At 37.2% G+C, this 23,392-nt stretch carries 23 protein-coding genes and 1 tRNA gene; 13 read left to right on the top strand and 11 right to left on the bottom strand.

Features of this window, described 5'->3' with window-relative positions:
• Position 1 precedes the first annotated feature (1 nt).
• Entirely contained in the window at positions 2–1,261 is a 1,260-nt protein-coding gene (locus P9211_RS00380; protein ID WP_012194634.1) for a SufS family cysteine desulfurase, read from the top strand.
• On the opposite strand, the gene P9211_RS00375 is transcribed toward P9211_RS00380, so the two are convergent.
• Complete coding sequence (locus P9211_RS00375; RefSeq protein WP_012194633.1) at positions 1,258–3,195, bottom strand: alpha/beta hydrolase family protein; 1,938 nt, start codon at positions 3,193–3,195, stop codon at positions 1,258–1,260. The two genes, P9211_RS00380 and P9211_RS00375, sit on opposite strands and share 4 nt — an antisense overlap.
• 77 nt (positions 3,196–3,272) lie before the next feature.
• On the opposite strand from P9211_RS00375, the gene def reads away from it, so the two are divergent.
• The 6 genes from def (at position 3,273) to P9211_RS00350 (ending at position 7,301) form a co-directional block, all read left to right on the top strand.
• Entirely contained in the window at positions 3,273–3,878 is a 606-nt protein-coding gene (gene def / locus P9211_RS00370; RefSeq protein ID WP_012194632.1) for a peptide deformylase, read from the top strand.
• An 80-nt stretch (positions 3,879–3,958) separates the two neighbouring features.
• Complete coding sequence (gene rpsU / locus P9211_RS00365; RefSeq protein ID WP_012194631.1) at positions 3,959–4,129, top strand: 30S ribosomal protein S21; 171 nt, start codon at positions 3,959–3,961, stop codon at positions 4,127–4,129.
• Positions 4,130–4,270: 141 nt separating this feature from the next.
• A complete protein-coding gene (locus tag P9211_RS09530; protein WP_159088362.1) occupies positions 4,271–4,411 on the top strand; it encodes a hypothetical protein in 141 nt (46 codons plus the stop codon).
• 32 nt (positions 4,412–4,443) lie between these two features.
• Positions 4,444–4,785, top strand: coding sequence for a histidine triad nucleotide-binding protein (locus tag P9211_RS00360; RefSeq protein WP_012194630.1), 342 nt, complete (start codon positions 4,444–4,446; stop codon positions 4,783–4,785).
• A 266-nt stretch (positions 4,786–5,051) separates the two neighbouring features.
• Positions 5,052–7,040: an ABC transporter ATP-binding protein/permease gene (locus P9211_RS00355; protein ID WP_012194629.1), complete on the top strand. Its 1,989-nt coding sequence runs from the start codon at positions 5,052–5,054 to the stop codon at positions 7,038–7,040.
• 12 nt (positions 7,041–7,052) lie between these two features.
• Positions 7,053–7,301 (top strand): chlorophyll a/b-binding protein, encoded by a 249-nt coding sequence (locus P9211_RS00350; RefSeq protein ID WP_012194628.1) that lies wholly within the window; start codon positions 7,053–7,055, stop codon positions 7,299–7,301.
• Between the two features lie 32 nt (positions 7,302–7,333).
• Here the strand turns inward: P9211_RS00350 and P9211_RS00345 are convergent, their stop codons facing one another.
• Positions 7,334–8,320, bottom strand: coding sequence for a Ycf66 family protein (locus tag P9211_RS00345; RefSeq protein WP_012194627.1), 987 nt, complete (start codon positions 8,318–8,320; stop codon positions 7,334–7,336).
• An 88-nt stretch (positions 8,321–8,408) separates the two neighbouring features.
• Entirely contained in the window at positions 8,409–8,585 is a 177-nt protein-coding gene (gene psbX, locus P9211_RS00340) for a photosystem II reaction center X protein (RefSeq protein ID WP_012194626.1), read from the bottom strand.
• A 130-nt stretch (positions 8,586–8,715) separates the two neighbouring features.
• On the opposite strand from psbX, the gene P9211_RS00335 reads away from it, so the two are divergent.
• Positions 8,716–8,991, top strand: coding sequence for a YggT family protein (locus P9211_RS00335; RefSeq protein ID WP_049750876.1), 276 nt, complete (start codon positions 8,716–8,718; stop codon positions 8,989–8,991).
• 26 nt (positions 8,992–9,017) lie between these two features.
• On the opposite strand, the gene accC is transcribed toward P9211_RS00335, so the two are convergent.
• Positions 9,018–10,364: an acetyl-CoA carboxylase biotin carboxylase subunit gene (accC, locus tag P9211_RS00330; protein ID WP_012194624.1), complete on the bottom strand. Its 1,347-nt coding sequence runs from the start codon at positions 10,362–10,364 to the stop codon at positions 9,018–9,020.
• Between the two features lie 117 nt (positions 10,365–10,481).
• On the opposite strand from accC, the gene P9211_RS00325 reads away from it, so the two are divergent.
• Positions 10,482–10,563, top strand: a tRNA-Leu gene (locus P9211_RS00325).
• Positions 10,564–10,578: 15 nt separating this feature from the next.
• Positions 10,579–11,898 carry a glycosyl transferase gene (locus tag P9211_RS00320; protein WP_143703318.1) on the top strand — a complete coding sequence of 440 codons (1,320 nt, stop codon included), beginning with the start codon at positions 10,579–10,581 and terminating at the stop codon, positions 11,896–11,898.
• Positions 11,899–11,915: 17 nt separating this feature from the next.
• On the opposite strand, the gene P9211_RS00315 is transcribed toward P9211_RS00320, so the two are convergent.
• The 5 genes from P9211_RS00315 to P9211_RS09920 form a co-directional block, all read right to left on the bottom strand.
• Positions 11,916–12,980, bottom strand: coding sequence for a PRC-barrel domain-containing protein (locus P9211_RS00315; RefSeq protein WP_012194622.1), 1,065 nt, complete (start codon positions 12,978–12,980; stop codon positions 11,916–11,918).
• A gap of 67 nt (positions 12,981–13,047) precedes the next feature.
• Positions 13,048–16,647 carry a chromosome segregation protein SMC gene (gene smc, locus P9211_RS00310; protein WP_041391299.1) on the bottom strand — a complete coding sequence of 1,200 codons (3,600 nt, stop codon included), beginning with the start codon at positions 16,645–16,647 and terminating at the stop codon, positions 13,048–13,050.
• 63 nt (positions 16,648–16,710) lie between these two features.
• Positions 16,711–17,094, bottom strand: coding sequence for a hypothetical protein (locus tag P9211_RS00305; protein WP_012194620.1), 384 nt, complete (start codon positions 17,092–17,094; stop codon positions 16,711–16,713).
• Positions 17,095–17,136: 42 nt separating this feature from the next.
• The gene (locus P9211_RS00300; protein WP_041390965.1) at positions 17,137–17,349 is read right to left on the bottom strand and encodes a hypothetical protein; all 213 of its coding nucleotides are present in this window, start codon (positions 17,347–17,349) and stop codon (positions 17,137–17,139) included.
• Positions 17,350–17,527: 178 nt separating this feature from the next.
• The gene (locus P9211_RS09920) at positions 17,528–17,659 is read right to left on the bottom strand and encodes a hypothetical protein (protein ID WP_012194618.1); all 132 of its coding nucleotides are present in this window, start codon (positions 17,657–17,659) and stop codon (positions 17,528–17,530) included.
• 223 nt (positions 17,660–17,882) lie between these two features.
• Between P9211_RS09920 and P9211_RS00295 the strand changes: the two genes are divergently transcribed.
• Entirely contained in the window at positions 17,883–18,341 is a 459-nt protein-coding gene (locus P9211_RS00295) for a glycine zipper domain-containing protein (protein WP_143703317.1), read from the top strand.
• Positions 18,341–18,733: a phage holin family protein gene (locus P9211_RS00290; RefSeq protein ID WP_012194616.1), complete on the top strand. Its 393-nt coding sequence runs from the start codon at positions 18,341–18,343 to the stop codon at positions 18,731–18,733. The genes P9211_RS00295 and P9211_RS00290 overlap by 1 nt, the downstream gene beginning before the upstream one ends.
• Here P9211_RS00290 and P9211_RS00285 read toward each other — a convergent pair whose 3' ends face one another.
• Positions 18,734–19,858, bottom strand: coding sequence for a THUMP domain-containing class I SAM-dependent RNA methyltransferase (locus P9211_RS00285; RefSeq protein ID WP_012194615.1), 1,125 nt, complete (start codon positions 19,856–19,858; stop codon positions 18,734–18,736).
• Between the two features lie 427 nt (positions 19,859–20,285).
• Here P9211_RS00285 and P9211_RS00280 point away from each other — a divergent pair, with 427 nt between their 5' ends.
• The gene (locus tag P9211_RS00280; RefSeq protein ID WP_012194614.1) at positions 20,286–22,118 is read left to right on the top strand and encodes an ABC transporter ATP-binding protein; all 1,833 of its coding nucleotides are present in this window, start codon (positions 20,286–20,288) and stop codon (positions 22,116–22,118) included.
• 32 nt (positions 22,119–22,150) lie between these two features.
• Here P9211_RS00280 and argJ read toward each other — a convergent pair whose 3' ends face one another.
• Positions 22,151–23,389: a bifunctional glutamate N-acetyltransferase/amino-acid acetyltransferase ArgJ gene (gene argJ / locus P9211_RS00275; RefSeq protein WP_012194613.1), complete on the bottom strand. Its 1,239-nt coding sequence runs from the start codon at positions 23,387–23,389 to the stop codon at positions 22,151–22,153.
• Between the last annotated feature and the right edge of the window lie 3 nt (positions 23,390–23,392).

The raw sequence follows: 23,392 nt of genomic DNA, 5'->3' as shown, positions 1-23,392 counted from the left end.
TATGATGACTATTAATGAAAAAAATCTAGCTAAATTAACAAGAAAGGACTTTCCTCTTTTCTCTAGTGAAGATCTCAAAAATAACCCTTTGGTTTATTTAGACCATGCCGCTACAAGTCAAAAGCCAAAGAAAGTTATTGAAGCTATCAGCCATTATTATAAATATGAAAATGCAAATGTTCACCGGGGTGCCCATCAATTAAGTGCAAAAGCAACAGAGGCTTTTGAAAAAGCACGTACAATAACATCCAAATTTATTAATGCATCTTCTGAAAGAGAAATTGTTTTTACAAGAAATGCCACTGAAGCTATAAACTTAGTCGCTCATTCCTGGGGTGATTCAGAGCTAAAAGAGGGCGATGAAATCTTAATTAGCTTAATGGAGCATCATAGTAATATCGTACCTTGGCAATTACTAGCTGAAAGAAAAAAATGCAATTTAAGATATATAGGAATCACTTCAAGTGGACAATTAGATCTTGAAGATGCCTATAGTAAATTAAATGAAAAAACAAGGATATTGAGTTTACAACATATTAGTAATACATTGGGATGTTGTAATCCTATTGCTGAAATTACTCAGAAGGCACATAGTGCTGATGCTTTAATTCTTGTCGATGCTTGTCAAAGTCTTGCTCATCAACCTATCGATGTTAAAAAATTAAATATTGATTTTCTAGCAGGCTCTTCTCATAAATTATGTGGACCAACAGGATGTGGTTTTTTATGGGCAAAAGAAAATCTATTGGAAAAAATGCCTCCTTTTTTAGGAGGAGGGGAAATGATACAAGAAGTGTCTTTAAATAAAAGTAGCTGGGCAGATTTGCCTCACAAATTTGAAGCAGGTACTCCAGCTATAGGAGAGGCAATTGGAATGGGAGCCGCCTTAACTTATCTCGAGTCCATAGGCCTAAATAATATACATGCTTATGAAAAAAAACTTACTAAATATCTTTTCCAGCAATTAGAAACTATTGAAGGTATTAATATTATTGGTCCAAATCCAAAAATACAAAGTAATCGAGCTCCCCTCGCAACCTTTACAATAAATAAATTGCATTCAAATGATATTGCATCCCTTCTAGATACAAGCAATATATGCATTCGAAGTGGACATCATTGTTGCCAACCACTGCACAAACACTATGGAATTAGTTCATCAGCTAGAGCAAGTCTTAGTTTTACATCAACAATAGATGAAATAGATACTTTTGTTTCTCAACTAATATCCAGCATAAATTTCCTACAAGAAAATTCTTAGATACCTAAATGCTCTCTAAAAAATGATTCTGTTTCTCGCAAAACTTTAATTTTTGTAGACCGATGATTAAAGCCATGACCTTCATTATCAAAAACATGTAATTCAGTAGGTATTTTCTTATTTTTCAAAGCTGTAAACAAATCTTTAGTTTTCTCAGGAGAAACAACCTTATCTTTTAATCCTTGAAATAAGATTACAGGGCAAGTAATCTTATCTAAATTATTGATAGGAGATCTGCTCATATACAAATGCTTGTTATTGTTAAATTTACCTATCAGGAAATCTAAGTAATACTCTTCAAAGCGATGGGTTGAGTTTGCCATATCAAGAAGATCAATTACTGGGTATTTACAAGAAGCGACCCTAAAAATATTTCTAAAGCATAGGCAACATAAACTCGTGAAACCTCCTGCGCTAGATCCTTCAATAGCAACTAAATTTTTATCGGCTTTCCCATTATTAATTAATTCCATGGCAGCTTGAGAGCAATCAAAAACATCTGCCTCTCCCCAAGAATGTTTTAAGCGATCTCTATAAGCTCGACCAAAGCCTGTTGATCCTGCGTAATTAACATCTAAAACACCCCATCCTCGAGAAGTCCAGAACTGAATTTCTAAATTCAAACCTCTTTTTGCCATAGAAGTAGGACCACTATGAGCTTTCACTAAAAGAGGTGAATAGTTCAATCGACCCTGAATCGGGGGGTAATACCAAGCATGACTCATCTCACCTCCAAAACCCTTAAACCAAAATGATTCAGCAATACTGATTTCTTGTGGTTTAACTATTGACTCTCTAAAGGAATTATGAATCCAACTACCATTTTTTAAATTCACTTCAAGCAGACCAGAATCTAGGAAAGAATTAGCTGCTATTGCAACTGCCTTTCCTTCCTCAGAAGATACATCTTCAAAATGTTCAAAAGGTAGTTGCAACTTTGTGACTGAACCACTCTTGTTTACAACACTCATGGACCAACTACCTTCTTGACAACTAAGAGCAACAATTTCTTTTTTCCCAGAAGAAGCAATGGTAGACATCCCATGAATCCACTGGGGACAGGCAGCTTCAGCTTTTATATGCCAAAGATTACTAAATTGATTAGTTAAATTAGAAGAAAAATCTGGCCCTGCAATCTTAAGATTCCACCATCCACTACTATCTTCAGCTACAATTAATTGACCATTAGGCAACCATTGAGGCTGAAAAGCAGAACTTTTTTGGGAAGATTTATCTGATCCAGACAACATCGAAACTGAGCTAAGTTTACCTATGTCATTAATAAAAGAGTGAAAGATTTGGCTTTGATCCCATGGCATGTATGGCTTTTGCCACTCAACCCATGCCAATTGATCAGACTTTATACTTAATGTTGGATACCCAAGAAAATCAATTGCTTGATGAAGAATCATTGGTGCTTTTAATTCTTTATCGAGCGCAAATGAAACCAAATAATCTTTATTATCTTCCTCCATCACACCAATCCATCTATTAAATTGTAAGTCAATCAAACCATCAGCAAGACAATACTTGTCCTTCAAAGATAAACAAATTGGGCTAGACAGAGATTTTAAAATTGTTGGTTTTGTTTGATCAGCAATAATCCATTTTTGATGCCATAAACCCCCTTGCTGGTCATCAATCCATGTCATTACAAAGCAATCAGCTTGCTTAACCAAGGCAAGTGGCGAACCTCCATAACCATGCAAACGAGTTCTAAGATTTACTGGAAAAGGTGTTAACTCTTGTGGAAGGCAATCAAACCTCCCCCAAGGACGAGTGAGGAGTGTGGTTCTCCCATTCTCATAAGGACGCTGTTCTAGCCAGAAGACCCAATCACCAAGAATTCTAGGGGATTTGATTTTGGGGAATTCACCCAAAACAACCTCTGCATCTAAGAATTTTGAACTGACTTGATTCTTTGGTGAAACCATACTTTTTAATTTGCTTGAAAAAATTGATAATCGTTCTTAAAAATGAGTAAAGTCATAAGTATTAAACAAAATTCTCCTTGGCTAGAAGTTTTGCTCAACTCGCAAAGAATGCCGAAAAAGGCAGCAATAGTATTGCTGTTTCAAAAGAGCCTACTGAAAAACCTTCTCTGAAGATACATACACTAGGCAACTTAGAACTGAGACAAACTGCGCAACGAGTCAGCAAAGTGGATAACTCTATAAGAACATTAATAAAAAAAATGCTCCATAGCATGTATTCAGCTAAAGGTATAGGTTTAGCAGCGCCCCAAGTAGGAATTCATAAACAACTTCTAGTCATAGATTTAGATATTGAAAACTCTACTACTCCTCCAATTGTTCTTATTAATCCTCAAATTACTGACTTTAGTGCAGCAATAGAAACTTATGAAGAAGGTTGCCTTAGTATCCCTGGAGTATATCTAAATGTAATTAGACCATCATCTATTAAATTAAATTTCCGTGATGAAATGGGAAGACCTAAGAAAATGAATGCGGATGGTCTATTGTCTAGATGTATCCAACATGAAATGGACCACCTCAATGGAGTCCTTTTTGTTGATAGAGTTACTAATGAAAATGATCTAAGCAAGGAATTGCAAGAACATGGCTTTAATAGTGAAGATGTAATTTCAATTATCTAAAAAACATTTGTAGGCAAATAAACAACTACATATTCTTATGTATTCATTTTTGTTAGTATTAAATTCTTAGTTTTATTCTAATGTCGCAAATCACAGTTGGTGAAAATGAAGGGATTGAATCTGCTATTAGACGCTTCAAGCGTCAAGTCTCTAAAGCAGGTATTTTTCTAGAAATCAAGCGGCTCCGACATCATGAGACTCCTTTTGAAAAATACAAGCGTAAGCAAATCCAAAGGAAAAGAAGTCGATAAGAGTTACTTTGATGTCTCTTGGGAAGTTTGCTACTAGCGAAAAGTATTAACAAATAATTTAAATTTTTAAAAATAGAGTGAAATTACTCTTTGAAGATTTCTTAGGTATATACAAACTGAAAGTAGTTGGATTACTAGCTCATGTCTAAATCCCTACAAAATCTAAGGTATTGGTTAGCCGAAGCACTCGAATTTACCTTAGGCAGTCCCAGTGCCAAAAATAATTTACCACCTTCAATAGGACCCCAACCTTATTCAGAAAAGCCTTTAAAAGCTCATTAATCTGAAAAAGTCAGTCTGTTCTAATAGATGTAATGACCGAAGAAACAATTTTTCATCGCATTCTTCGGGGAGAAATCCCCTGCGATGAAGTTTATAGCGATTCACTCTGTCTAGCTTTCCGTGATATTCAACCAGCTGCTCCAGTTCATATTCTGGTAATTCCAAGAAAATCATTACCCAGTCTTATGGAAGCGCAAAAGGAAGACTCAAACCTACTAGGCCATTTACTTTTGGTTGCAAAAAAAGTTGCTATCAAAGAAGGGTTAAGTAATTGGAGAACCGTTATAAATACGGGGGCTGAAGCGGGTCAGACTGTCTTTCATTTGCATATACATGTTATTGGAGGTCGTACTTTAACCTGGCCTCCAGGCTAAAGTAGTTTTACCAAATAAGTTTCTAGTTATTTCTAAAAGCCTAAGAATTTCCTTGTTAGATCATTCTTGTCTGATGAAGGCTGCGCCAAAAAACTAAGGTGGATCTCAAAAAGTGAATTGAGGAAATCTAAATCCCAAACAAGTGGGAAAAATTGATTAACCAAGAAATCATATAATTACTAGATAATCCTCCATTAAATTTCTTGATTCCTATCACGAGTAAGAATTCCCAAGCAATTTGACTTAAATAAATCCAAAAATATTCCATGGCACCCACAATCTCAAATATTCAAAAAGACCTTTTTAGCCAGCTCAGAAAGCTAAGAAAACTCACTCAGCCATATTTTCTTCCATATACAGAATCAAACGGATGGTTGTTCATACTGATGCTTCTCGCAATGCTCTTTTGCGTTGCAGGAACAGTTTTATTTCTACTGACGGGTTTGATGAGCCTTCTTTCAAGCTCATCTCAAGACTTAACTAATCAATACTTGGGTGGAGTTCAAGATTCATTGCAAAAGATTTGGGATGGCAAGTTAGGCTTTTCAATCACAGGACTATTCTGTTTAGGGGTTGCCTGTTTTATTACCTTTAGGGCACAATTCCGCCAAAAAAGATGGGTTCCATGGTTGATTCTTGGCTGCATTATATTAATGCTGCTTTCAGTAAATGGTATTAATGCTGGGATAACTTTTCTTGTTCGAGATATAACTAACGCTTTGATTGCAAAGGACAAGAGCGCAAGTTATCGTAATCTTTGGATACTTGGAATATGTTTTATCACTGCATTACCTATAAGAAGTTTACAATTTTATCTTACTGAGAAGCTACAGCTACTTTGGAGAGAATGGCTATCTAAAAGCTTAATTAATGACTATTTAAAAGATCAAACCTATTACATTCTCAATCCAAACGAAGAGCAGGATACTGATGTTGATAATCCTGATCAAAGGATCACTGAGGATACCAAAGATTTTACCAATCAAGCTCTAGATTTATCATTAAATATATTCGACTCAATATTAACATTCTCATTAAATATATTGATACTATTAAGTATTAGTAAGGAGTTAACAATAGCTTTAATTATATATGCTGGAGTAATTACCTTTTTATTGGTTTTTGCTAGTAAAAAATTGTTTAGACTAAACTATGATCAACTTAGATACGAGGCAGATTTCCGTTATGGATTAGTTCATATACGTAATAATTCAGAATCAATAGCATTTTATTCTGGAGAAGAGCAAGAATCGAAAGAAGTTCAAAGGAGATTAGGAACAGTAGTTAAGAATTTTAATCTGCTGATTATATGGTCCGCAATGATAAGAGTACTTCAACGATCAGGAATATATGGAAGTGTTTTCATACCTTATATTATTTTAGCTGTGCCTATTTTGACCGGACAAATGGATTTTGGGCAATTCACTCAAGCACGAGTGAATTATCAACTTCTTGAAGGATCTCTATTTTTTATAATTTATAAAATTGATACTTTAGCAAGGTTCTCAGCATCTATTGGTCGTTTGGAAGGTTTTCAAACAAATATGAGCGAAATAGATAATGAGCAGTATAAAGATTTTGTAGCAGAAGTAAAAGATAGTGAATCAATTGTACTGAACAAAGTGAATGTCAAAACTCCCTTCAAAGATAATATATTAATTAAAAACTTAGACCTTACTATTGAAGCAAAGCAAAATCTTCTAGTAACAGGGCCTTCAGGCTGTGGAAAAACATCTTTATTACGAGTAATAAGTGGTTTATGGTCATCACAAAAAGGTCGAGTCAGTTCCCCCAAGAGAGGTGAATTACTATTTATTCCTCAAAAGCCATATATGACTCTCGGTTCACTCAGAGAGCAACTTTGCTATCCATTAGATAAGAATCGGTTTAGCGATGATCATCTCAGAGCAGTTCTTGAAGAAGTAAAACTGCCTTCATTGCTGGAAAGATATCCTGACCTTGATGTTAAACAAGATTGGCCAAGGCTTCTCTCATTAGGAGAACAGCAAAGACTTGCTTTTGGAAGGCTATTGCTTAACTCACCAAAATTTGTTGTTTTAGATGAAGCAACAAGTGCATTAGATGTAAAAACAGAAAAGCATCTGTATCAATTACTTAAGAAAAGAGATTTATCTTGTATAAGTGTTGGTCACAGACCAACACTTATTGACTATCACGACTCTGTTCTTGAGATTATTGGAGATGGAAGTTGGCGATTGATTCCTGCAGCCACCTATGAATTATCTCAATCCTAAAAAGCTAGTTCTATGCCAGTAAACAGTTCAAACTTCAAAGAAGAAGACAGTTCGTTGGAAAATACTGAATCCCCAAAGGATTCCCCCAATGAAACTCAACCTCTAAGAAGTGCATCGTCTACAGATGTTCCCTCATTTGGTTGGAGTGAATATGCTGAAAGAGCAAATGGAAGGTTTGCAATGGTTGGCTTTCTTGCAATTTTATTAATCGAGATAATCAGCAGAACAAATTTTCTTCAATGGGCTGGTTTTGTTTCCTAATGCTTGCCTACTAAGAATGAATCACTAACTATTTAGTCATCAAATCTAGAACTATTATCTCTTGGCTTATTAGAGGTTTCAAAAGAAGATCTGGATGGCCTCCTCCTCCTCATTTCGTCATTAGAAAAACTTGCTGAGCCTCTTGATGAGGATTCTGGTCTTTCTTTTGGTTTATCTGACCTTCGTTTTCCTCGTCTGTCTTGTGAAGAAAACGCAGCATCTTCAGCATTTCTATTAATTGGAGCGCCTTGAGGCTCTCTATACCTGCGTACAGAATCGATTTCTCGATTAGTTTTATTTTCTTCCCGAGCGTTGATTGACTGACTTGACCTTCCTCGTCGATTAATAGAGTTTTCCGTAGCAGGGGAAGGTCGACTCCCTCTTCGTTGATCTTGTCGAAAACTTCTTCTATCGCCAAAATTTGATCTTTTACCTTGTTGATCGTCTTCATTTCTAAATCGTGCCATCCTTCTAGATTGCACTGAATCTTGATTTAAAGATTCCCTTTGAGGACGAATTCTTCTGCTTGCTGCTTGTTCAGGTATAGCTGGTCGTGCCGTTCTGCGAGATCTGTAAAAATCTTCTTCAGGTTGATCATAAGTTTCACTATCTGCAGAAGAGAATCTTCTTCTATTGGTCGGTGGGTCCTGGAATTGATCAAAATCATTTTCATCAGGGCCTCTAAAGCCTCTATTAGGCATTGGAGGTGCATCAAACTCGTCATCAAAAAAAGAAGATCGCCTTGCCTGATCAGTGGCAACGCCTCTTAAACGAACACTCTCATAAGCAAAAAATACTGTTGTTCCAGCAAGCAAAAACTGCCCAAATTGAAGAATAGGATCTAAACGCCAGCCCTGGAAAAAAAGAATGCCTCCACAAAGAAGACCTATTGCCGCAAAAAAAACATCGTAATCTCTAGCAAGAGCTGGCTTGAAGGACCGCAGGAAATAAAGACCTGCGCCGGATACAGCCAGGACAATCCCTACAATGCTGGCCCAATTAAGACTGGCATTGACCAAAAGTTAAGCCCCCAAAAATGACCTTTAAAGAGGATGAAATTCAACCTCATAAGATCAGTCTAAGAAAGAAGCACGAATTGCCTAGAGCCTAGCGCTTTCTTTCTAGAGCATCTTTCTGAGAGACCCAAATCAAAAAGGATGCTGCTGGGACCACGATAAAAGCAGCTGCAGCTAAAAAACTGCCAATCATACCGATCGCCGAGTTAGTCGCTGCCTCACTAGAAACCGCAACATCAAGAAGAAGATTCAACACAGGAAAAGCCATTACAGCTATTTCAAAAGCAAAAGCACATTAATCCTACGGATTAATCGCATGTTTATACGATAGATGAACAGATCCTTAGAGCTTTGTGACGCCAATCTTGATTGAAGCACTCCCAATTATCCATTTTTCAATGGGCTTTCTTTTGGCAGGACTATCAATTGCCTTCCTAATTCGGATAGTAATGACATGGTATCCAAAAGAAAATTTCAAGAATAAATTTTGGCTCTTATTTACTGTCCCCACGGAGCCTTTCCTAGTCATCTCAAGGCGTCTTATCCCCCCTATTGGAGGAGTTGATATTACTCCTGTAATCTGGTTCGGGTTTCTGAGCCTGATAAGAGAATTACTAGTTGGACCGCAAGGAATCATTTCTCAAATGCTTTTGAGAAGCAATTCCTTCCTTTAAAGAAATGAATTATGAAAGCAAACTGCTTAATTAAGCATTTCTTGCTCAACATATTTGGTATGTACATCTCCTTTCAGAAAATCATCTCGATTAAGTAGCTTCAAATGGAAATCAATAGTAGTAGGAATACCTGTTACAGCACATTCATTTAAAGCTCTTCTCATCCTTTTCAAAGCAGAATCTCGGTCATGATCCCAAACAATCAACTTACCAATTAAGGAATCATAAAAAGGAGGAATCTCATAACCCGTATAGACATGACTATCTACTCGAACCCCAGGGCCTCCAGGCGGTAACCAACCTGTAATCCTTCCTGGAGAAGGACGAAAATTATGCGTTGAATCTTCCGCGTTAATCCTGCATTCAATTGCATGGCCGCGTAGTTGTATTTCATCTTGTTGAAATGAAATTGAATCGCCACCTGCTATACGAAGTTGTTCAGCAATTAAATCAACACCAGTAACCATTTCAGTAACCGGATGCTCAACCTGTATTCGTGTATTCATCTCCATAAAGTAAAAATTACCTTGACGATCGAGCAAAAATTCAACAGTACCTGCACCTTCATACTTAATGCTCTTAGCCGCTGAAACAGCAGCCTCTCCCATTTTGATTCGCAATTGAGAATCAAGTGCAGGACTAGGTGATTCTTCTAATAGCTTCTGATGTCTTCGTTGTATAGAACAATCTCTCTCGCCAAGATGAACAACATTTCCATGCCTATCCGCCAAAATCTGAACTTCAACATGACGCGGTCTATCAATAAATTTTTCCATATACAAGCCAGGATTTCCAAAAGCCGCCTCTGCCTCACCTTGGGCTGCTTTAAACAAATCTTCGATTGAATCTGGACCATTAACTAGGCGCATACCCCTCCCACCGCCACCTGCAGTGGCTTTGATCATGACTGGATATCCCATTTCGCTTGCCAAAAAAGCTGCCTCTTCAGAGCTTGATAAGAGGCCATCAGTGCCAGGAACTGTTGGGACTCCAACTTTCATCATTGTTGATTTGGCTGTGGCCTTATCTCCCATAGATCGAATTGCATTAGCAGAAGGACCAACAAAAACAATCCCATGATCGCTGCACATTTCGGCAAAACGATCATTTTCAGCGAGAAATCCATAACCCGGATGAATCGCATCAACCCCTCTAGAAGTGGCTGCAGCCAAAATGTTTGGAACATTTAAATAACTCTTATTGCTAGGAGAATCACCTACGCAAACCGCTTCATCAGCAAGCTGAACATGCAATGCATTCCTATCAATGGTGCTATATACCGCAACAGTAGAAATCCCTAACTCCCTACAGCTACGGAGTATTCTCAAGGCAATCTCACCTCGATTAGCTATTAGAACCTTGCCGATCGGCATTAAAAACTGCAATTATTTAGCGGATCGTATCAGCGCTCGCACCCATAAGTCGCAAGATTTCAATAAAGGTTGCCGTTATGATCTTATTCAACTTAGTCTTAAGACTTTGTTTGTTAAGCGGATGTGGTGGAATTGGTAGACACGCACGTCTAAGGAGCGTGTGGCTTCGGCCTTGCGAGTTCAAGTCTCGCCATCCGCATGATTTATCTAGAAATTGAATTCCATTTCGCCAGAATTACTGGAAAAACCAACTTTTTCAATAGTAGTAATTTCTAACGGTCCTGGAGAAATTACTACTTGGGTGAAACCAGTTGTGGAGAGGCTGCATTCCAAATTGTTGATGCAACCTAAAGCAATTGATTCCAAAATTTGTATTCGTCTAGTGCTAGTGCCCTGCCCTAACGCAACAGGCAATGAACATAAAGTTGCTAATCAATGGCATTACTTTGAAAGTATTTCTCCTGCAAAACACTTTTGGACCCTGTTAGTTAATCCTCATAAATACAGTTATTGGCCTAAAAAAGGTCTTGTCATTTTCTTAGGGGGCGATCAATTCTGGAGTGTATTGCTTTCAGCAAGACTGAGGTACTTGCATTTGACTTACGCAGAGTGGATTGCAAGATGGCCTTTTTGGAATAATCGAATCGCTGCTATGTCAGAGAAAATAAAACAATCTTTACCAAAACATTTGAGAAAACGTTGCACAGTTGTTGGGGATTTAATGGCGGATTTAACAAGCCAAGCAAAAGATATAAACCCTTTACCTAATAAGCAAGGTGAGTGGGTAGCTTTATTACCAGGTTCTAAGAAAGCAAAGCTTTGCGTAGGCATTCCATTTTTTCTCGAATTAGCAGATGAATTATCCAAACTATTACCTAGTTGCAACTTCCTTTTACCTATTGCACCAACGACCAATATTCAAGAGTTAGAAACTTTTAGTAATTCAAGAAAAAATCCCATAGCAAATAACTATCAATCTGGAATCAAAAAAATAATATCACTCAAGAATGATCAATCTTTGAAAGTAATGATTACTAAAGCTGGAACAGAGATAACCCTCATTGAAGAACATCCTGCACATAATGCTCTTAGTCAATGTGACCTAGCATTAACAACAGTAGGAGCCAATACTGCAGAGCTAGGTGCTTTGGCTGTACCAATGATTGTAATTATTCCTACACAGCATCTCAATGTTATGCAAGCTTGGGATGGATTCCTTGGAATAATTGGCCGGCTACCAATTCTAAAGTGGTTTATTGGCATTCTAATCTCGTTCTGGCGTCTAAGAAAAAAAGGTTATATGGCCTGGCCAAATATATCTGCAAATAGACTAATAGTTCCAGAAAGAATTGGGACTCTTTACCCAAAAGATCTTGCCCAAGAAGCATTTGACTGGCTACAATCACCAAATCGACTGGAAGGTCAAAAAGAAGACTTAAGAAGTCTCAGAGGTCAGCCAGGAGCTACTAAAAGAATGACTAAAGAAATAATAAATTTGATATCAAAAGAATTTTTATCATCCAGTGATGAATGATTACTTAGAAAATAGATTTACCAAGGATCTTCAATTATGTTATTTGTTGATTTATTATCTTCTTTGTTAGACTTACTATCCTTTATTTCTAATTCTAATGGCTCTACATCTACGAGGTCTTCAGAGCTTTTTATAGGTCTACGAGATAAAGTTTTCTTTTTAGATATGAGCATATTATTATCTAAAGATTCTCTAGATGAATAAGTCTGATCTGAGAATCTAGAATCACCTCTATTTTCTTGAGGATAGTCAGACAATGCAGGGGAGCTTGATATAGATGAATCTTCTAAATATCTAGATTTCAATTGACTAAATGAACTGCTATCTTGAACTTCAACATATTCCATTTCTTGTTCTTCTTGAATAAATTCTTCTTCAGAGGAAGCCTTTAAAGATTTCTGATCTAGCTCTATATCTTCTCCAGAGGACAATTGATTCTCAACTGGAACAAGGTTCACCCTATAACGCTCTCTTTCTCGTTCCTCCCAACTTGACCCACCTACTCCTAGTTTTTCCAACAATCCACTACTTAATTGCTTAAGTTTCTCTTCTGCTCCTTCATAAACAATAATTCTATCTGCACCACTACTAACAATTTCATTAACTGGAATTTCCCAAGTGCTTAACACCCCTTCACCTAGCAAAGGCACACCTACAGCACCCATCACTAAACTCATTAATTCCCCTGTTTCAATATCAAAAGAAAAGCCAAGTACTCTTCCTAACTGCTGACCAGATTCGGTGATTACTTGACAGTTAATTACCTTGCTATACCTCTCAGAAATGAATTCCTGACTCAAAGAATCTATTGAGTCAACCAAAATCACATCTCCAACCTGTCGAATTCTCTCAAGAAGCATCCATTTTGGAAGACCAGGCAGAAAACGAGTTAAAGGATTATCCCTAAGACCAAGTGCGACAACTTCCCTTCCATCAATATCTACGACTACTTCACCCACAACACCAAGACGCCGGCCTGTATCTCTCGTTATGACTTGAGTCCCCATCAACTCTGAACGCAACCAAAGTCTGTCAGTTGGTACTGCTTCTGTTGATTCGTTTGGGAAAGGTTGATTGGTCAAGCTAATGAGTTCAGTTATGGACTGTGGAAATCATTTTGATTCAAAATTCAGAATAGATGCATTCTTCTCAAGCTGCCGTGGGCAAACCAACAACCTGAGTATGGTTTCCTCGAGCTTGAGTTACACCAATAGTTCTTGTCGCAGCTCCAATCATTGGACGACGATGACTTACAACCATAAACTGTGCATCCTCAGACTGTCTAGCAATTAAAGAAGATAAGCGCTCAACATTGACGCCATCCAAAAAACTATCCACTTCATCTAATGCATAAAAAGGTGATGGACGAAAACGTTGTAATGCAAATAAGAAACTTAATGCTGTCAAAGACTTTTCTCCTCCTGACATTGCAGCCAGTCTTCTAACAGATTTACCTTTTGGATGTGCTACTAATGTAAGACCTCCCTCTAAAGGATCTTCAGGATTGTCCAATTGAAGATGACCATCCCCTTCCGAGAGACTTGCAAAGATTTCACGGAAATATCCATCAACCGCTTCAAAAGCTTCCATAAAGGCCTCTTGACGCAGAGTAGCTACTGTTTCAACACGCAATAACAATTCAGAACGTTCTTCTGTCAAAACTTCTAGCTTTTCAGCAAGAGCAAAGAGTCTAGATTCTAATTTTTCCAATTCCTCTAAGGCAAGCATATTCACTGGCTCAAGAGCTTCTAGACGATTCTCTAAGTTTTTCAATTGATCCTGTATAAAATCCAATCCATTTATTCTTACTTCTTCTGGAATATCAGGTAATGGGTCTGGAAGATTAGCTTCTAATTCATTTAGTCTGATGTGGCTATGTCTAAGTTCCTCATTAACACTCAAGATCTCTTCTTTTAATCTCTCAAATTTGAATTGTAAATCTTGAAGCTTTTGTCGCTGATTAGCAAGATCTGCTTCTGCTTTATCTCGTTCTTGACGTTTTTGACCAAAATGGGTTTCTAGATTTTGCTTTTCTTTTTCAAGTTCCTTGCGATGTACGCCTAAAGCTTGATTTTGTTCACGCCACTTTATATGTTGTTTAGTTAATAAATCAATTGACTCTTGCAATCTATCTTGTTCCGCAATTAATGAATTTTTTTGATCCTCTAAACGATCTAAAACTAATTCACGTTGACGTTTATCATTTAATAAGTCGTCTCTCTCAGCTCTAGCTTCTACAAGCATTGCATCAGCTGCTTCAAGATCATCTTGTAATTTGCGCCAATTTTCTGAATGCTCATCTGATTTAACTAACTTTTCTTTATCTTCTAAATCTTTTAAAGCAATAACAAGTGGTTCTATTGCTTGCTTAAGAGAACCCAAACGCAAAATATATTCTTGTTTTGTTTTTCCCAAAGCATTGAGACGATCAGCTCGTTCTTTCGTGCGTTCTATCAATGGACTGTTAGATCTTTTAAATGTTGAACGTTGAGCATCTAAAGATGCCTGTCTTTTCTCTAGCTTGCTTAATAGAGGTCTATTCTGATTAAGAAGATCGCGTAAAGAGGCTTCTTCTTTTCTACACTTCAAAAGAGTTTCTCCAAGTTCAAGCAACCTTTGGCGCAATGGTTCGATTTCATCAGCTTCAGTGCTAATACCAAAACTTAAAGCACCGCTTCTAGCTGAAAAATTACCACCAGTCATTGCTCCACTTTTCTCTAAAAGCTCACCCCCAAGAGTCACTGATCTATATCTTCCTAAGTATGAACGTGCAGAATTAATATCTTTAAAAACAAGAGTATCTCCAAATACATAAGAAAAAACACCTTTATAAATAGACTCAAACTTAACTAATTCAATTGCACCACCAATTAATCCTTCCATATATCTATTTGTAGCATTTGAAAAAGATTTAAGCTTACTATTATCTCCTGAGCTCTTAATTTTATTGAGAGGTAAAAAAGTTAATCTTCCTGCTTTCTTAGTCTTTAACAAATCAATTGCACGAGCTGCTATTTGATCATTATCTACCACAATTTGACCAATTCTAGCACCCGCAGCAACTTCAACGGCAAGCCGGTGAATATTATCAACTTCTGCTAACTGAGCTACAGGTCCATGTATACCTTCTAAGCCAGACTGAAGCAAAAGCCTTAAAGCACCTGTACCTCTACTTTCATTCAATGTTTCTCTTCTACTTTCTAAGCGAGCTATCTCTTTCTCCATTCTGGCTTGATCCTTCTCAAGACGAAATCTCGTCCTTTCTTGTATAGACAAATCTTCACTTGTGCTGTCAACAAAATGTTTTAATTGGTCAATTTGATCTACAAGTAATTTCCATTCGTTATCAAGAAGGTTTAATTCATTTTGTAGTTTCTTATCCTCACAACTATCTTTAGTCTGATCTACGGCTAACTCATCAAGTCTCTCAGTAATCTGCAATAATCTCTCTTCCAATTTTTGCTGCTCATGCTGCAGAGGTTTTAATTGAGAGTGAAGATTTTGTCTGGCAAAGTTGCGATCTCTATGCTCTTCAACCAAAGCACCAGAACGTCCTGCAACATCAGCAAGTCTTCTTCTAGAAACTTCTACAGCAGATTCAGCATCTTTACATTTACTTTCTGCTAACTGCAATCTTTTTGAAAGCTCTGAATCTATATCTTCTGGTACATCTTCATTGATCTCTTGATGCCGATTAATTAATTCCTTCCTTTTCTCTTGAAGCTTTTCACCATCAAGTTTATGTTGTCCTGCCTGTCTCTCAAGTTCTCTAGCCTGGGTCTCTATGCCTGCAATCTCTGCCTGAACTGCAATCAATTTGTCTTCTCCTAAAGCTTTTACTTCTTCCTGCAATTTACTCAGTATTTCAGATGAAGTTTGAAGTGTCTTTTGTTTCTCCAATAAAATATTTTGATCAAGAGTTTCTTTTTCTAATAACTTTCTTCGACGAGTTTTTAATTGTTCCAAAGAATCTTTCGCCACTTCAAAGGCAAGAACAGATTCTTGCTGCCTTGCAAGTTGATGTTGCTCTTTTAATTGTTTATAAAGACGAGCTTTCTCACAATCTTTCTCCAAACGAACCTTAGACGTAAACAACTCCTGTTCAACAATTCGACAACGCTCCTGACGTTCAAATACGTCATCAAGCTTTGTTCTAGCTTGATCAATGCGATGATCAAAAAGAGCAACACCTGCTAATTCATCAATTAAACCACGCCGATCTTTATTACTCATAGAAACAATGCGCGTAACATCCCCTTGCATAACCACGTTGCTTCCTTCTGGATCAATACGAAGACGTCTTAATTGAGTCTGTAGTTGCTGCAAATTACATATTTCACCATCTGCACTGTAAATAGAGCTATAAGAGCCTCCTGGCATCACCCTTAAGCGACGAGTTACAGTCCATTGCTTTTGATCTGGCTTGATCCATGGTCCTTCTTTAGGAATCTCTAAACCATCTTCTGCAGAATCTGGTTGCCAATCTTGAAGATCAAACCTAACAGAAACAACCGTTTCAGCTGATTTGCCAGCTCTTAAAACACCGCTATTTACCAAGTCTGGCAATCTATCTGCGCGCATACCTCTACTAGTCGCCAAGCCAAGGCAAAACAAAATTCCATCTAAAATATTGCTTTTCCCAGAACCATTGGGGCCAGTTACAACAGTAAAGCCCTCTTCAAGAGGGATCGTCATCGACCCTCCAAAGGACTTAAAATTTGTAAGCTCTACCTGATTGATGTATACCAACAGGACCAAAGCTATAGAGTTCAAAGACTAGCGAAGCCTTCAGGAAGCTCAAGTAGCAATTGCCTAAATGCAATTGAATTTTTCTAAAGATACAAGGTTGCACAAATTATTTTTGATTTCTAAAACTCCAGAAATGCTGTCTCCAACTAGCTCAACAGCAATTTGAGATTGATGGCCTCTCAAGGGCAAGCAACCAATGAATATGCCCCCTTCTACACGCTTAGCCCACCCCCTGCCTCCAGATACAACCGATTCTTTTCTTTCTAACCAATAAAGATTATGCGGAGGACTAGCAAGAGCCTCGACAGGTGGGCCATCACATTTTGGTAAATCTTCTAACCTCCAAGTTCTACAATCATGCTCCTCCTCTAGGAGCAAATCAAAATGTATCTCATTAAGACTATATCTTGAACTTCTATGTTCCAAAAGAACCCATCTTTTTTTCATAGCTTTAGAGAGTAAATCATACAATTCTAAAAAATTTTTACTTTAGAATTTTTCTTTGAATTGAATCTGTTCTGCTTCCAATGCTCTTCTAGTGGTCCACTCAGCTATTGCAGTCTTTTTCTGATTTAATTTTAAAAGTTCTATTGCAATCGCTTTAAGGGTTTCTATATCTTCACAATCTTGAATTATTCGAGCAAGCCTTTCAGCTTGAAATTTTTGTTGCAAGCTAGACTGTATAGGTTCTTGAATAGACATAATTATCAAATAAGTTGAAGAAAATAATCCTCAATATTCAATTATTTATTTGGTTTTGAAAGTTTTAATAGATTGATTAAAAATTTATTGGTTTAAAGAAACTTGAAAAGTCAACAAAAATTAGTCAAACCCCTAGCAGAAGGGATTTAACCAAAAATAAAATGCTAGAGATTTGCGTTTAATCGCCTGGGACGAAATTCAATGCAATCAAAAGCAAGCTCCCAGCTCCTGCAATTGCTGCAAGAACTAAACCAAAATCTGTAGGGAGGGTATTGGACGCAAAAAACATTGCAGACAATCCGACGTCCATAATCGCTAAATAAGTTATACAAGACGTTTAGCACTAGAAGCCTTCATATAGCAAATAAATGTAAGCAAAGAAGACGTTTCAATTTAAGTAAATCTTCAAGTATCCAATCCCATACCTGCATTCTTTCTATTGATTGGCTTGCGTTGATTTGAAAAGATCGTCAATCACAAGGGTTCCATTGGAGCCAAGTGGTCTCTAGGCTTTGGTAAATAGTATGGATTTTATGGAATCATCGAATTCCTCATCCTGCGAGGCCCAGGCATCAGTCAACACCGAATTGAATACTGATCTTTCTGAGCAATGGGTCAGTGATCAATTCGAAGCCTTGCTGCCAAGGATTCAAGAAAAATGGCCTGAGGTAGCTAAACAAACATTAGAAGCTACTAGAGGCAGTCTGGATGAATTGATTCGTGTGATTTCCCTCCACTCTGGGAAAACAACCTATGGAGTAAAAGAACAACTGGAAGAACTCTTCAATTCAGCAACAGATCGCACCAAAGACATTGCCGAAAGCTTGGAACCATTAGAAAAGCAGTTAGAAGAGCTACTAGATGAGTTAAATCAAACACTAAGGCCACGTATTGAAAAACCTATTCGTCAAAGACCACTTCTAGCTATTGGAATCGCCACTGGTTTAGGAGTCTTGCTTGGAATCCTTCTCTCTGGAGGCAAAAGATCTTAATGACCAACCCTAATTCTCAGAAATCTAAAGGCCTAGGAGCTGCAGCAAGGGTAACGGCACTTGCAAGCTCAGTAATGGACCTTCATGTGCGAATTGCTTTACAAGAAATGGATCGTGAAAAAAGACGCTTAATTAGTGGAGGGATATTTCTTGCGACAGGAGGAATTCTGATGCTATTTGCTTTATTAGCATGTGAAATTTTGCTATATCTTTGGATGCAAAACCAACTCAATTTGGGTGTTGAAGGAACACTTATCATTCTAAGTTTAATTAATATCACCCTTGCAGGTGCTTGTTTAAGACTAGGTGGTTATTTAGCTAAAGGGCCATACTTGCCTGAAACTCTGGAGGGAATAACTAAAACAACTAAAGCTGTTTTAGGAAAATCTTGATCAATTAATCTCATAATGCAGCCATCGACAATCTATACCTCCGTTACTGACTGGTATACGCCTTTTAGCTTTTAATCTAAGAAACTTACTTAAGTTTGGATTACCATTAAGTAGCCATAGATTCCATCCAGAAGCTTTCTTTTTACAAAAAGAGCCAAGTTCATTATATAAAGTTTCCAAATCTTCTTCTTTTCCAGATCTTTTTCCATAAGGGGGATTACAAACAATCAGTCCTTTATCATTAGGCAATTCAAGATCAAAAAAATGACTATTCTGAATCTTTATTTCTAAGCCTAAACCTGACTCAATTATATTACTTTTTGCCTGATTAGCTATTTCACTATTTTTCTCACATCCGATAATTTTTGGTAACTGTTGCTTAGGTAATTGACTAACTTGAGCTAAATGCTTTTCCTGCTCCCATAAAGAAGTATCAAAATCGGGCCAATTTGTAAAAAGAAACTTTTGATGTAAGCCTGGAGCTAAGCCAAGCGCTAGTGCAGCTCCCTCGATTAAGAAAGTCCCAGAGCCACACAATGGATCTACTAAGGGCATAGAAAAGTCCCAATTAGTCAGACGCAATAAGCCAGCAGCAAGGTTTTCTTTTAAAGGTGCAACTCCCATCGCTGGACGAAAACCTCTTCTATGCAAGCTATGAGCGGATGAATCAAGACTCAAAACAGCCTGATTGTTGTGCAAATGTAAATGAATACATATGTCTGGATCCTGAACGCTTATATCGGATCTTTTTCCACAAGAACTTCGTTGTAAATCAATAATGGCATTTTTTACTTGTAAGGCTGTGAAATGACTATGCGTTAAGCCAAAACTAGTTCCTGAGACATCAACCTTAAACGTTTTGGATGGAGGAAGCCATCTAATCCAATCAAAAGCTTGCTGTGCATTTGTATATAAAGATTCTGGATTATTACAATGAAATCGGGCTATTTCTCTTAAGAAGCGAAAGGGTAATCTACTTCTCAAATGGATCCTATAAAAACATTGCAAATCAACTTGAAATTCTACGCATCGTGGTAAAGGTTGAATTTCTGCTGCACCCAATTCATACAATTCTTTTGCTGCCTCAGCTTCAAGGCCTGGAGAAATTATCGCTACAAGTTTCATTTATTTAGCACCCTTAAAGAAAAAATAATTGAAGGATTTAAAAGTTTTTGTGTGCAAGGTAATAATGCTGCAAAAATAGAAATGTCCATTCTCCAATGGACTAGGTGATCCACACCAGTGTTTCGGACAGCGGTTCGATTCCGCTCAGCTCCATAACAAATCAATCTTAAGGGGCTGCAATGGTTTCGACGTGACAACAGGAGGGTGACTGAAGCCTGCTCGGCATGAGCAAACACATAAACGCTAACAAAATCGTTAGTTTCTCCCGTCAGACAGCACCTGTTGCTGCCTGACCCTATTAAGGGAGATGGGGTTAGATCAGCCTTATCACTCAAATGATCTATGGGACCTGGAAAGGTCCCTTCTCACAGCATACAAACTGGCCGATTGAATTAAAAAAGCTGCTAATACTAAGTACGTTTTGTGAATGGCTATTGCTAGCAGCAAAACCTACCGACTCTTGGTTAGTCTTTTTCAGGCTCTACCAAAGAGAAGGAGAAGATCTCTCCTTCGTCTATTTCCATTAGCAATTACTTCAGCAATATCAGATGTAATTGTAGTTACGTTAATTAGTAGAATATTCACATTATTTGCAGGAGGTGCAAATAGTCCCTCCATTCCATTTGGTAATGCAATAGCCAATAATCAAAATTCTAAAATATTACTATTAGTTGTTATATATATATGCATGAACTGGGTCGCTGCGTTTCTTAAACTGTTTTTAAGGAGTCAACAGCTTAAGACAAAAGCCCTAATCTGGAAAGATCTTTCATCATTAGCCTTAAAAAATACACTTTCTAGCCCTTATGAATTCTTTATCTCACAAAAAAAGAGTGATATATCTACAACAGCGTTAGTAATCATAGAGAGAGTTTCTAATATTGTTGTATTGCCATTATTAGAATTATCAAGTGCGATTTTCCCAATCATATTTATCAGCTTCACTGTTTTAGCAATTACAAGATTGGCATCTATATATATTATAATAAGCATGTTAATGTGTTATTTGTTTATAATGATTGTTATTACACCTTTCCTTAGATTTGCAAGTTCTCAAAGAATTAACCTTGAAAAGCTAACCAATAATGTTTTCACAGAATCAATGAGAACAATAATAGATGTTCATTTGACTAGTTCAGAGAATTATTTTGAAAAAAAATACAGCGATTCTGGGAAGAAAGCTATACCTTATATATGGAAATCTCAACTTTTACCAGAAGCACCAAAAGCATTATTAGAGCCATTCGCAATAACTTTAATATTTTCAGTTGGCTTAATACCAATCCTACAAAACGATGCATCATCCAAAATACTGGATATCCTTCCATTTCTTGCCACACTAGCTTTAGCATCTTTAAAACTAACTCCTCCTCTTCAAGCTTTATTTAGAGGAATAACATCATTAAGATCGAGCAAACCTGATTTAGAAGAAGCTCTAAAGTTAATTCAAGTTAAGAAGCAGAGATTAACTATTTCATCAAAAGAGGTGCCTTCTCCCAAAGGAATGGAGCCCAAAAAATATATTAGATTAAATAAGGTGAATTATAAATATCCAAAAAGTGATGATCTAGTATTAAAGAATGTCAGCATGACAATACCAATAGGTTCAAGAATAGCATTAGTTGGAAAAACTGGAAGTGGAAAAACAACGACTGCCAATCAACTCCTAGGACTTTTAAGACCAACGTCAGGCTCTCTACAAATTGATGGTGTAGATGTTACGGAAACAGAAGTTCCCGCTTGGCAGGCATGTTGTTCCTATGTGCCACAATCTATTAATCTTTTAAATAGCAATATTTTAGAAAATGTAGCGTATGGAGTAAATAACGAAGAAATTAATATTGATAGAGCATGGGATTCCTTACAAGCCGCACAAATCGCAGACTTAATCTGCCAAATGCCTGAGGGAATCTATACTGAAATTGGTGAAAATGGTATCAAACTATCTGGTGGGCAGAGACAAAGAATTGCAATCGCAAGAGCATTTTATAGAAAATCGAAACTATTAATTCTTGATGAAGCTACAAGCTCTTTAGATAACAATACAGAAGCCCAAGTAATGGATTCTATTGAAATTATAGGTAGAAGAAGCACTATTATTATAATTGCTCATAGAATATCAACTGTTATGGAATCTGATTGCATATATGAATTTGAAAATGGAAGAATTAAAGCCTCAGGTGGATTTGATAGTTTAAGAGAAAGCTCTACTTCATTCAGAGAAATGACTAACTACAAGCAATATAATGAGAGTATATAAATTAATTTTAATACAAGGTATAGATCATAACTCTAGGTAGTATATTCCGAATTAATTTTGATATATTCTTCAGAAAGATCACATCCCCAAGCTAATGACTTGAACGGTCCATCACCAATAAGAACTTTTATATTTATAGAACTCTCATTATCCAGGCTTTTTAGCATATCACTCATATAAGAAGAAACTTTATCTCTATTAAAAGATAAAGGAACTCCATGACTTATTAATTGATATGGGCCAATCCAAATAGACATTTTTTTTGGATCAAAGTCTACTCCCGCTCTACCCGCTGCTGCTGCAATTCTGCCCCAATTAGGATCAGCACCATTGACAGCCGTTTTCACTAAAGAAGAACTACAAATAGTTCGAGCTATTTTTTTTGCCGATGAAGCTGTATCTGCTCCTTCAACTTTTACTTCAATGAGGCAGTTCGATCCTTCACCATCTCTAGCAATAGATTTTGCTAAATATTCTGCTACACACTTTAATCCAGTTTTCAAAAAATCAAAGTTTTGAGCCTGCAATCTTGGGCCAGAAGAAAACGCTAGAAATGCATCATTAGTGCTGGTATCTCCATCAACAGTAATTGCATTAAAAGAATCATCAACGACCTGCCGAACCATTTCGTTCCAGATTTGAATAGGCACTCCAGCATCACAGGTAATAAAACCAAGCATAGTTGCCATGTCTGGATGAATCATCCCAGAGCCTTTTGCCATGCCCCCAATCGTGATGCACCTATCTCCTAAAAATGCCTGAAGGGCAATTTGCTTACTAGTTAAATCAGTAGTCAAAATTGCATTTGCAGCATTAGTGCCATCTTGCTCATTCAAATTTGCAACAAGAGGAGGTATTCCTGAAAGCAAGTTCTTCATTGGTATTCTTTGCCCTATCACTCCTGTAGAGCAAACCAATATTTCATCTGTCTTGAAGCCTAATTCTTTAGAAAGACTGCTAGAAGCTTGTAAAGCATCAAGTAAACCATGAGTACCAGTACAAGCATTAGCTTGACCTGAATTAATTAATACTGCCCTAGCTTTCCCCTGATTGATAAGTAATCTCTCTCGACAAAGGTCAACACAAGCGGCTCTTACTAACGATTGAGTAAATGTCCCTGCACATACAGCACCTTTAGGTGCAAGAAGTAAAGCAAGGTCAAAATTACCAGAATTTTTTAAACCTGCTGAAATCCCAGAAGCACTAAACCCAGAAGGAGCAGCAATACCCCCCTTGGCAGGAGACCATAAAGATGATTCGGTAGAACCCAATAC

This window comes from Prochlorococcus marinus str. MIT 9211 (assembly GCF_000018585.1).
In the GTDB taxonomy this organism is placed as follows: domain Bacteria; phylum Cyanobacteriota; class Cyanobacteriia; order PCC-6307; family Cyanobiaceae; genus Prochlorococcus_D; species Prochlorococcus_D marinus_B.
Note: the sequence above shows the minus strand (reverse complement) of the source record. Positions and strands in the feature narration are given on the sequence as shown.

What these genes read in the sequence shown, in the direction of transcription:
- P9211_RS00280 (WP_012194614.1), top strand. Translation starts at nt 20,286, where the DNA reads ATGGCTATTGCTAGCAGCAAAACCTACCGACTCTTGGTTAGTCTTTTT.
- rpsU (WP_012194631.1), top strand. Translation starts at nt 3,959, where the DNA reads ATGTCGCAAATCACAGTTGGTGAAAATGAAGGGATTGAATCTGCTATT.
- P9211_RS00355 (WP_012194629.1), top strand. Translation starts at nt 5,052, where the DNA reads ATGGCACCCACAATCTCAAATATTCAAAAAGACCTTTTTAGCCAGCTC.
- P9211_RS00295 (WP_143703317.1), top strand. Translation starts at nt 17,883, where the DNA reads ATGGAATCATCGAATTCCTCATCCTGCGAGGCCCAGGCATCAGTCAAC.
- P9211_RS00285 (WP_012194615.1), bottom strand. Translation starts at nt 19,858, where the DNA reads ATGAAACTTGTAGCGATAATTTCTCCAGGCCTTGAAGCTGAGGCAGCA.
- P9211_RS00350 (WP_012194628.1), top strand. Translation starts at nt 7,053, where the DNA reads ATGCCAGTAAACAGTTCAAACTTCAAAGAAGAAGACAGTTCGTTGGAA.
- P9211_RS00290 (WP_012194616.1), top strand. Translation starts at nt 18,341, where the DNA reads ATGACCAACCCTAATTCTCAGAAATCTAAAGGCCTAGGAGCTGCAGCA.
- accC (WP_012194624.1), bottom strand. Translation starts at nt 10,364, where the DNA reads ATGCCGATCGGCAAGGTTCTAATAGCTAATCGAGGTGAGATTGCCTTG.
- P9211_RS00300 (WP_041390965.1), bottom strand. Translation starts at nt 17,349, where the DNA reads ATGTCTATTCAAGAACCTATACAGTCTAGCTTGCAACAAAAATTTCAA.
- P9211_RS00375 (WP_012194633.1), bottom strand. Translation starts at nt 3,195, where the DNA reads ATGGTTTCACCAAAGAATCAAGTCAGTTCAAAATTCTTAGATGCAGAG.
- P9211_RS00305 (WP_012194620.1), bottom strand. Translation starts at nt 17,094, where the DNA reads ATGAAAAAAAGATGGGTTCTTTTGGAACATAGAAGTTCAAGATATAGT.
- psbX (WP_012194626.1), bottom strand. Translation starts at nt 8,585, where the DNA reads ATGGCTTTTCCTGTGTTGAATCTTCTTCTTGATGTTGCGGTTTCTAGT.
- P9211_RS09920 (WP_012194618.1), bottom strand. Translation starts at nt 17,659, where the DNA reads ATGGACGTCGGATTGTCTGCAATGTTTTTTGCGTCCAATACCCTCCCT.
- P9211_RS00360 (WP_012194630.1), top strand. Translation starts at nt 4,444, where the DNA reads ATGACCGAAGAAACAATTTTTCATCGCATTCTTCGGGGAGAAATCCCC.
- P9211_RS09530 (WP_159088362.1), top strand. Translation starts at nt 4,271, where the DNA reads ATGTCTAAATCCCTACAAAATCTAAGGTATTGGTTAGCCGAAGCACTC.
- P9211_RS00335 (WP_049750876.1), top strand. Translation starts at nt 8,716, where the DNA reads ATGGGCTTTCTTTTGGCAGGACTATCAATTGCCTTCCTAATTCGGATA.
- P9211_RS00380 (WP_012194634.1), top strand. Translation starts at nt 2, where the DNA reads ATGATGACTATTAATGAAAAAAATCTAGCTAAATTAACAAGAAAGGAC.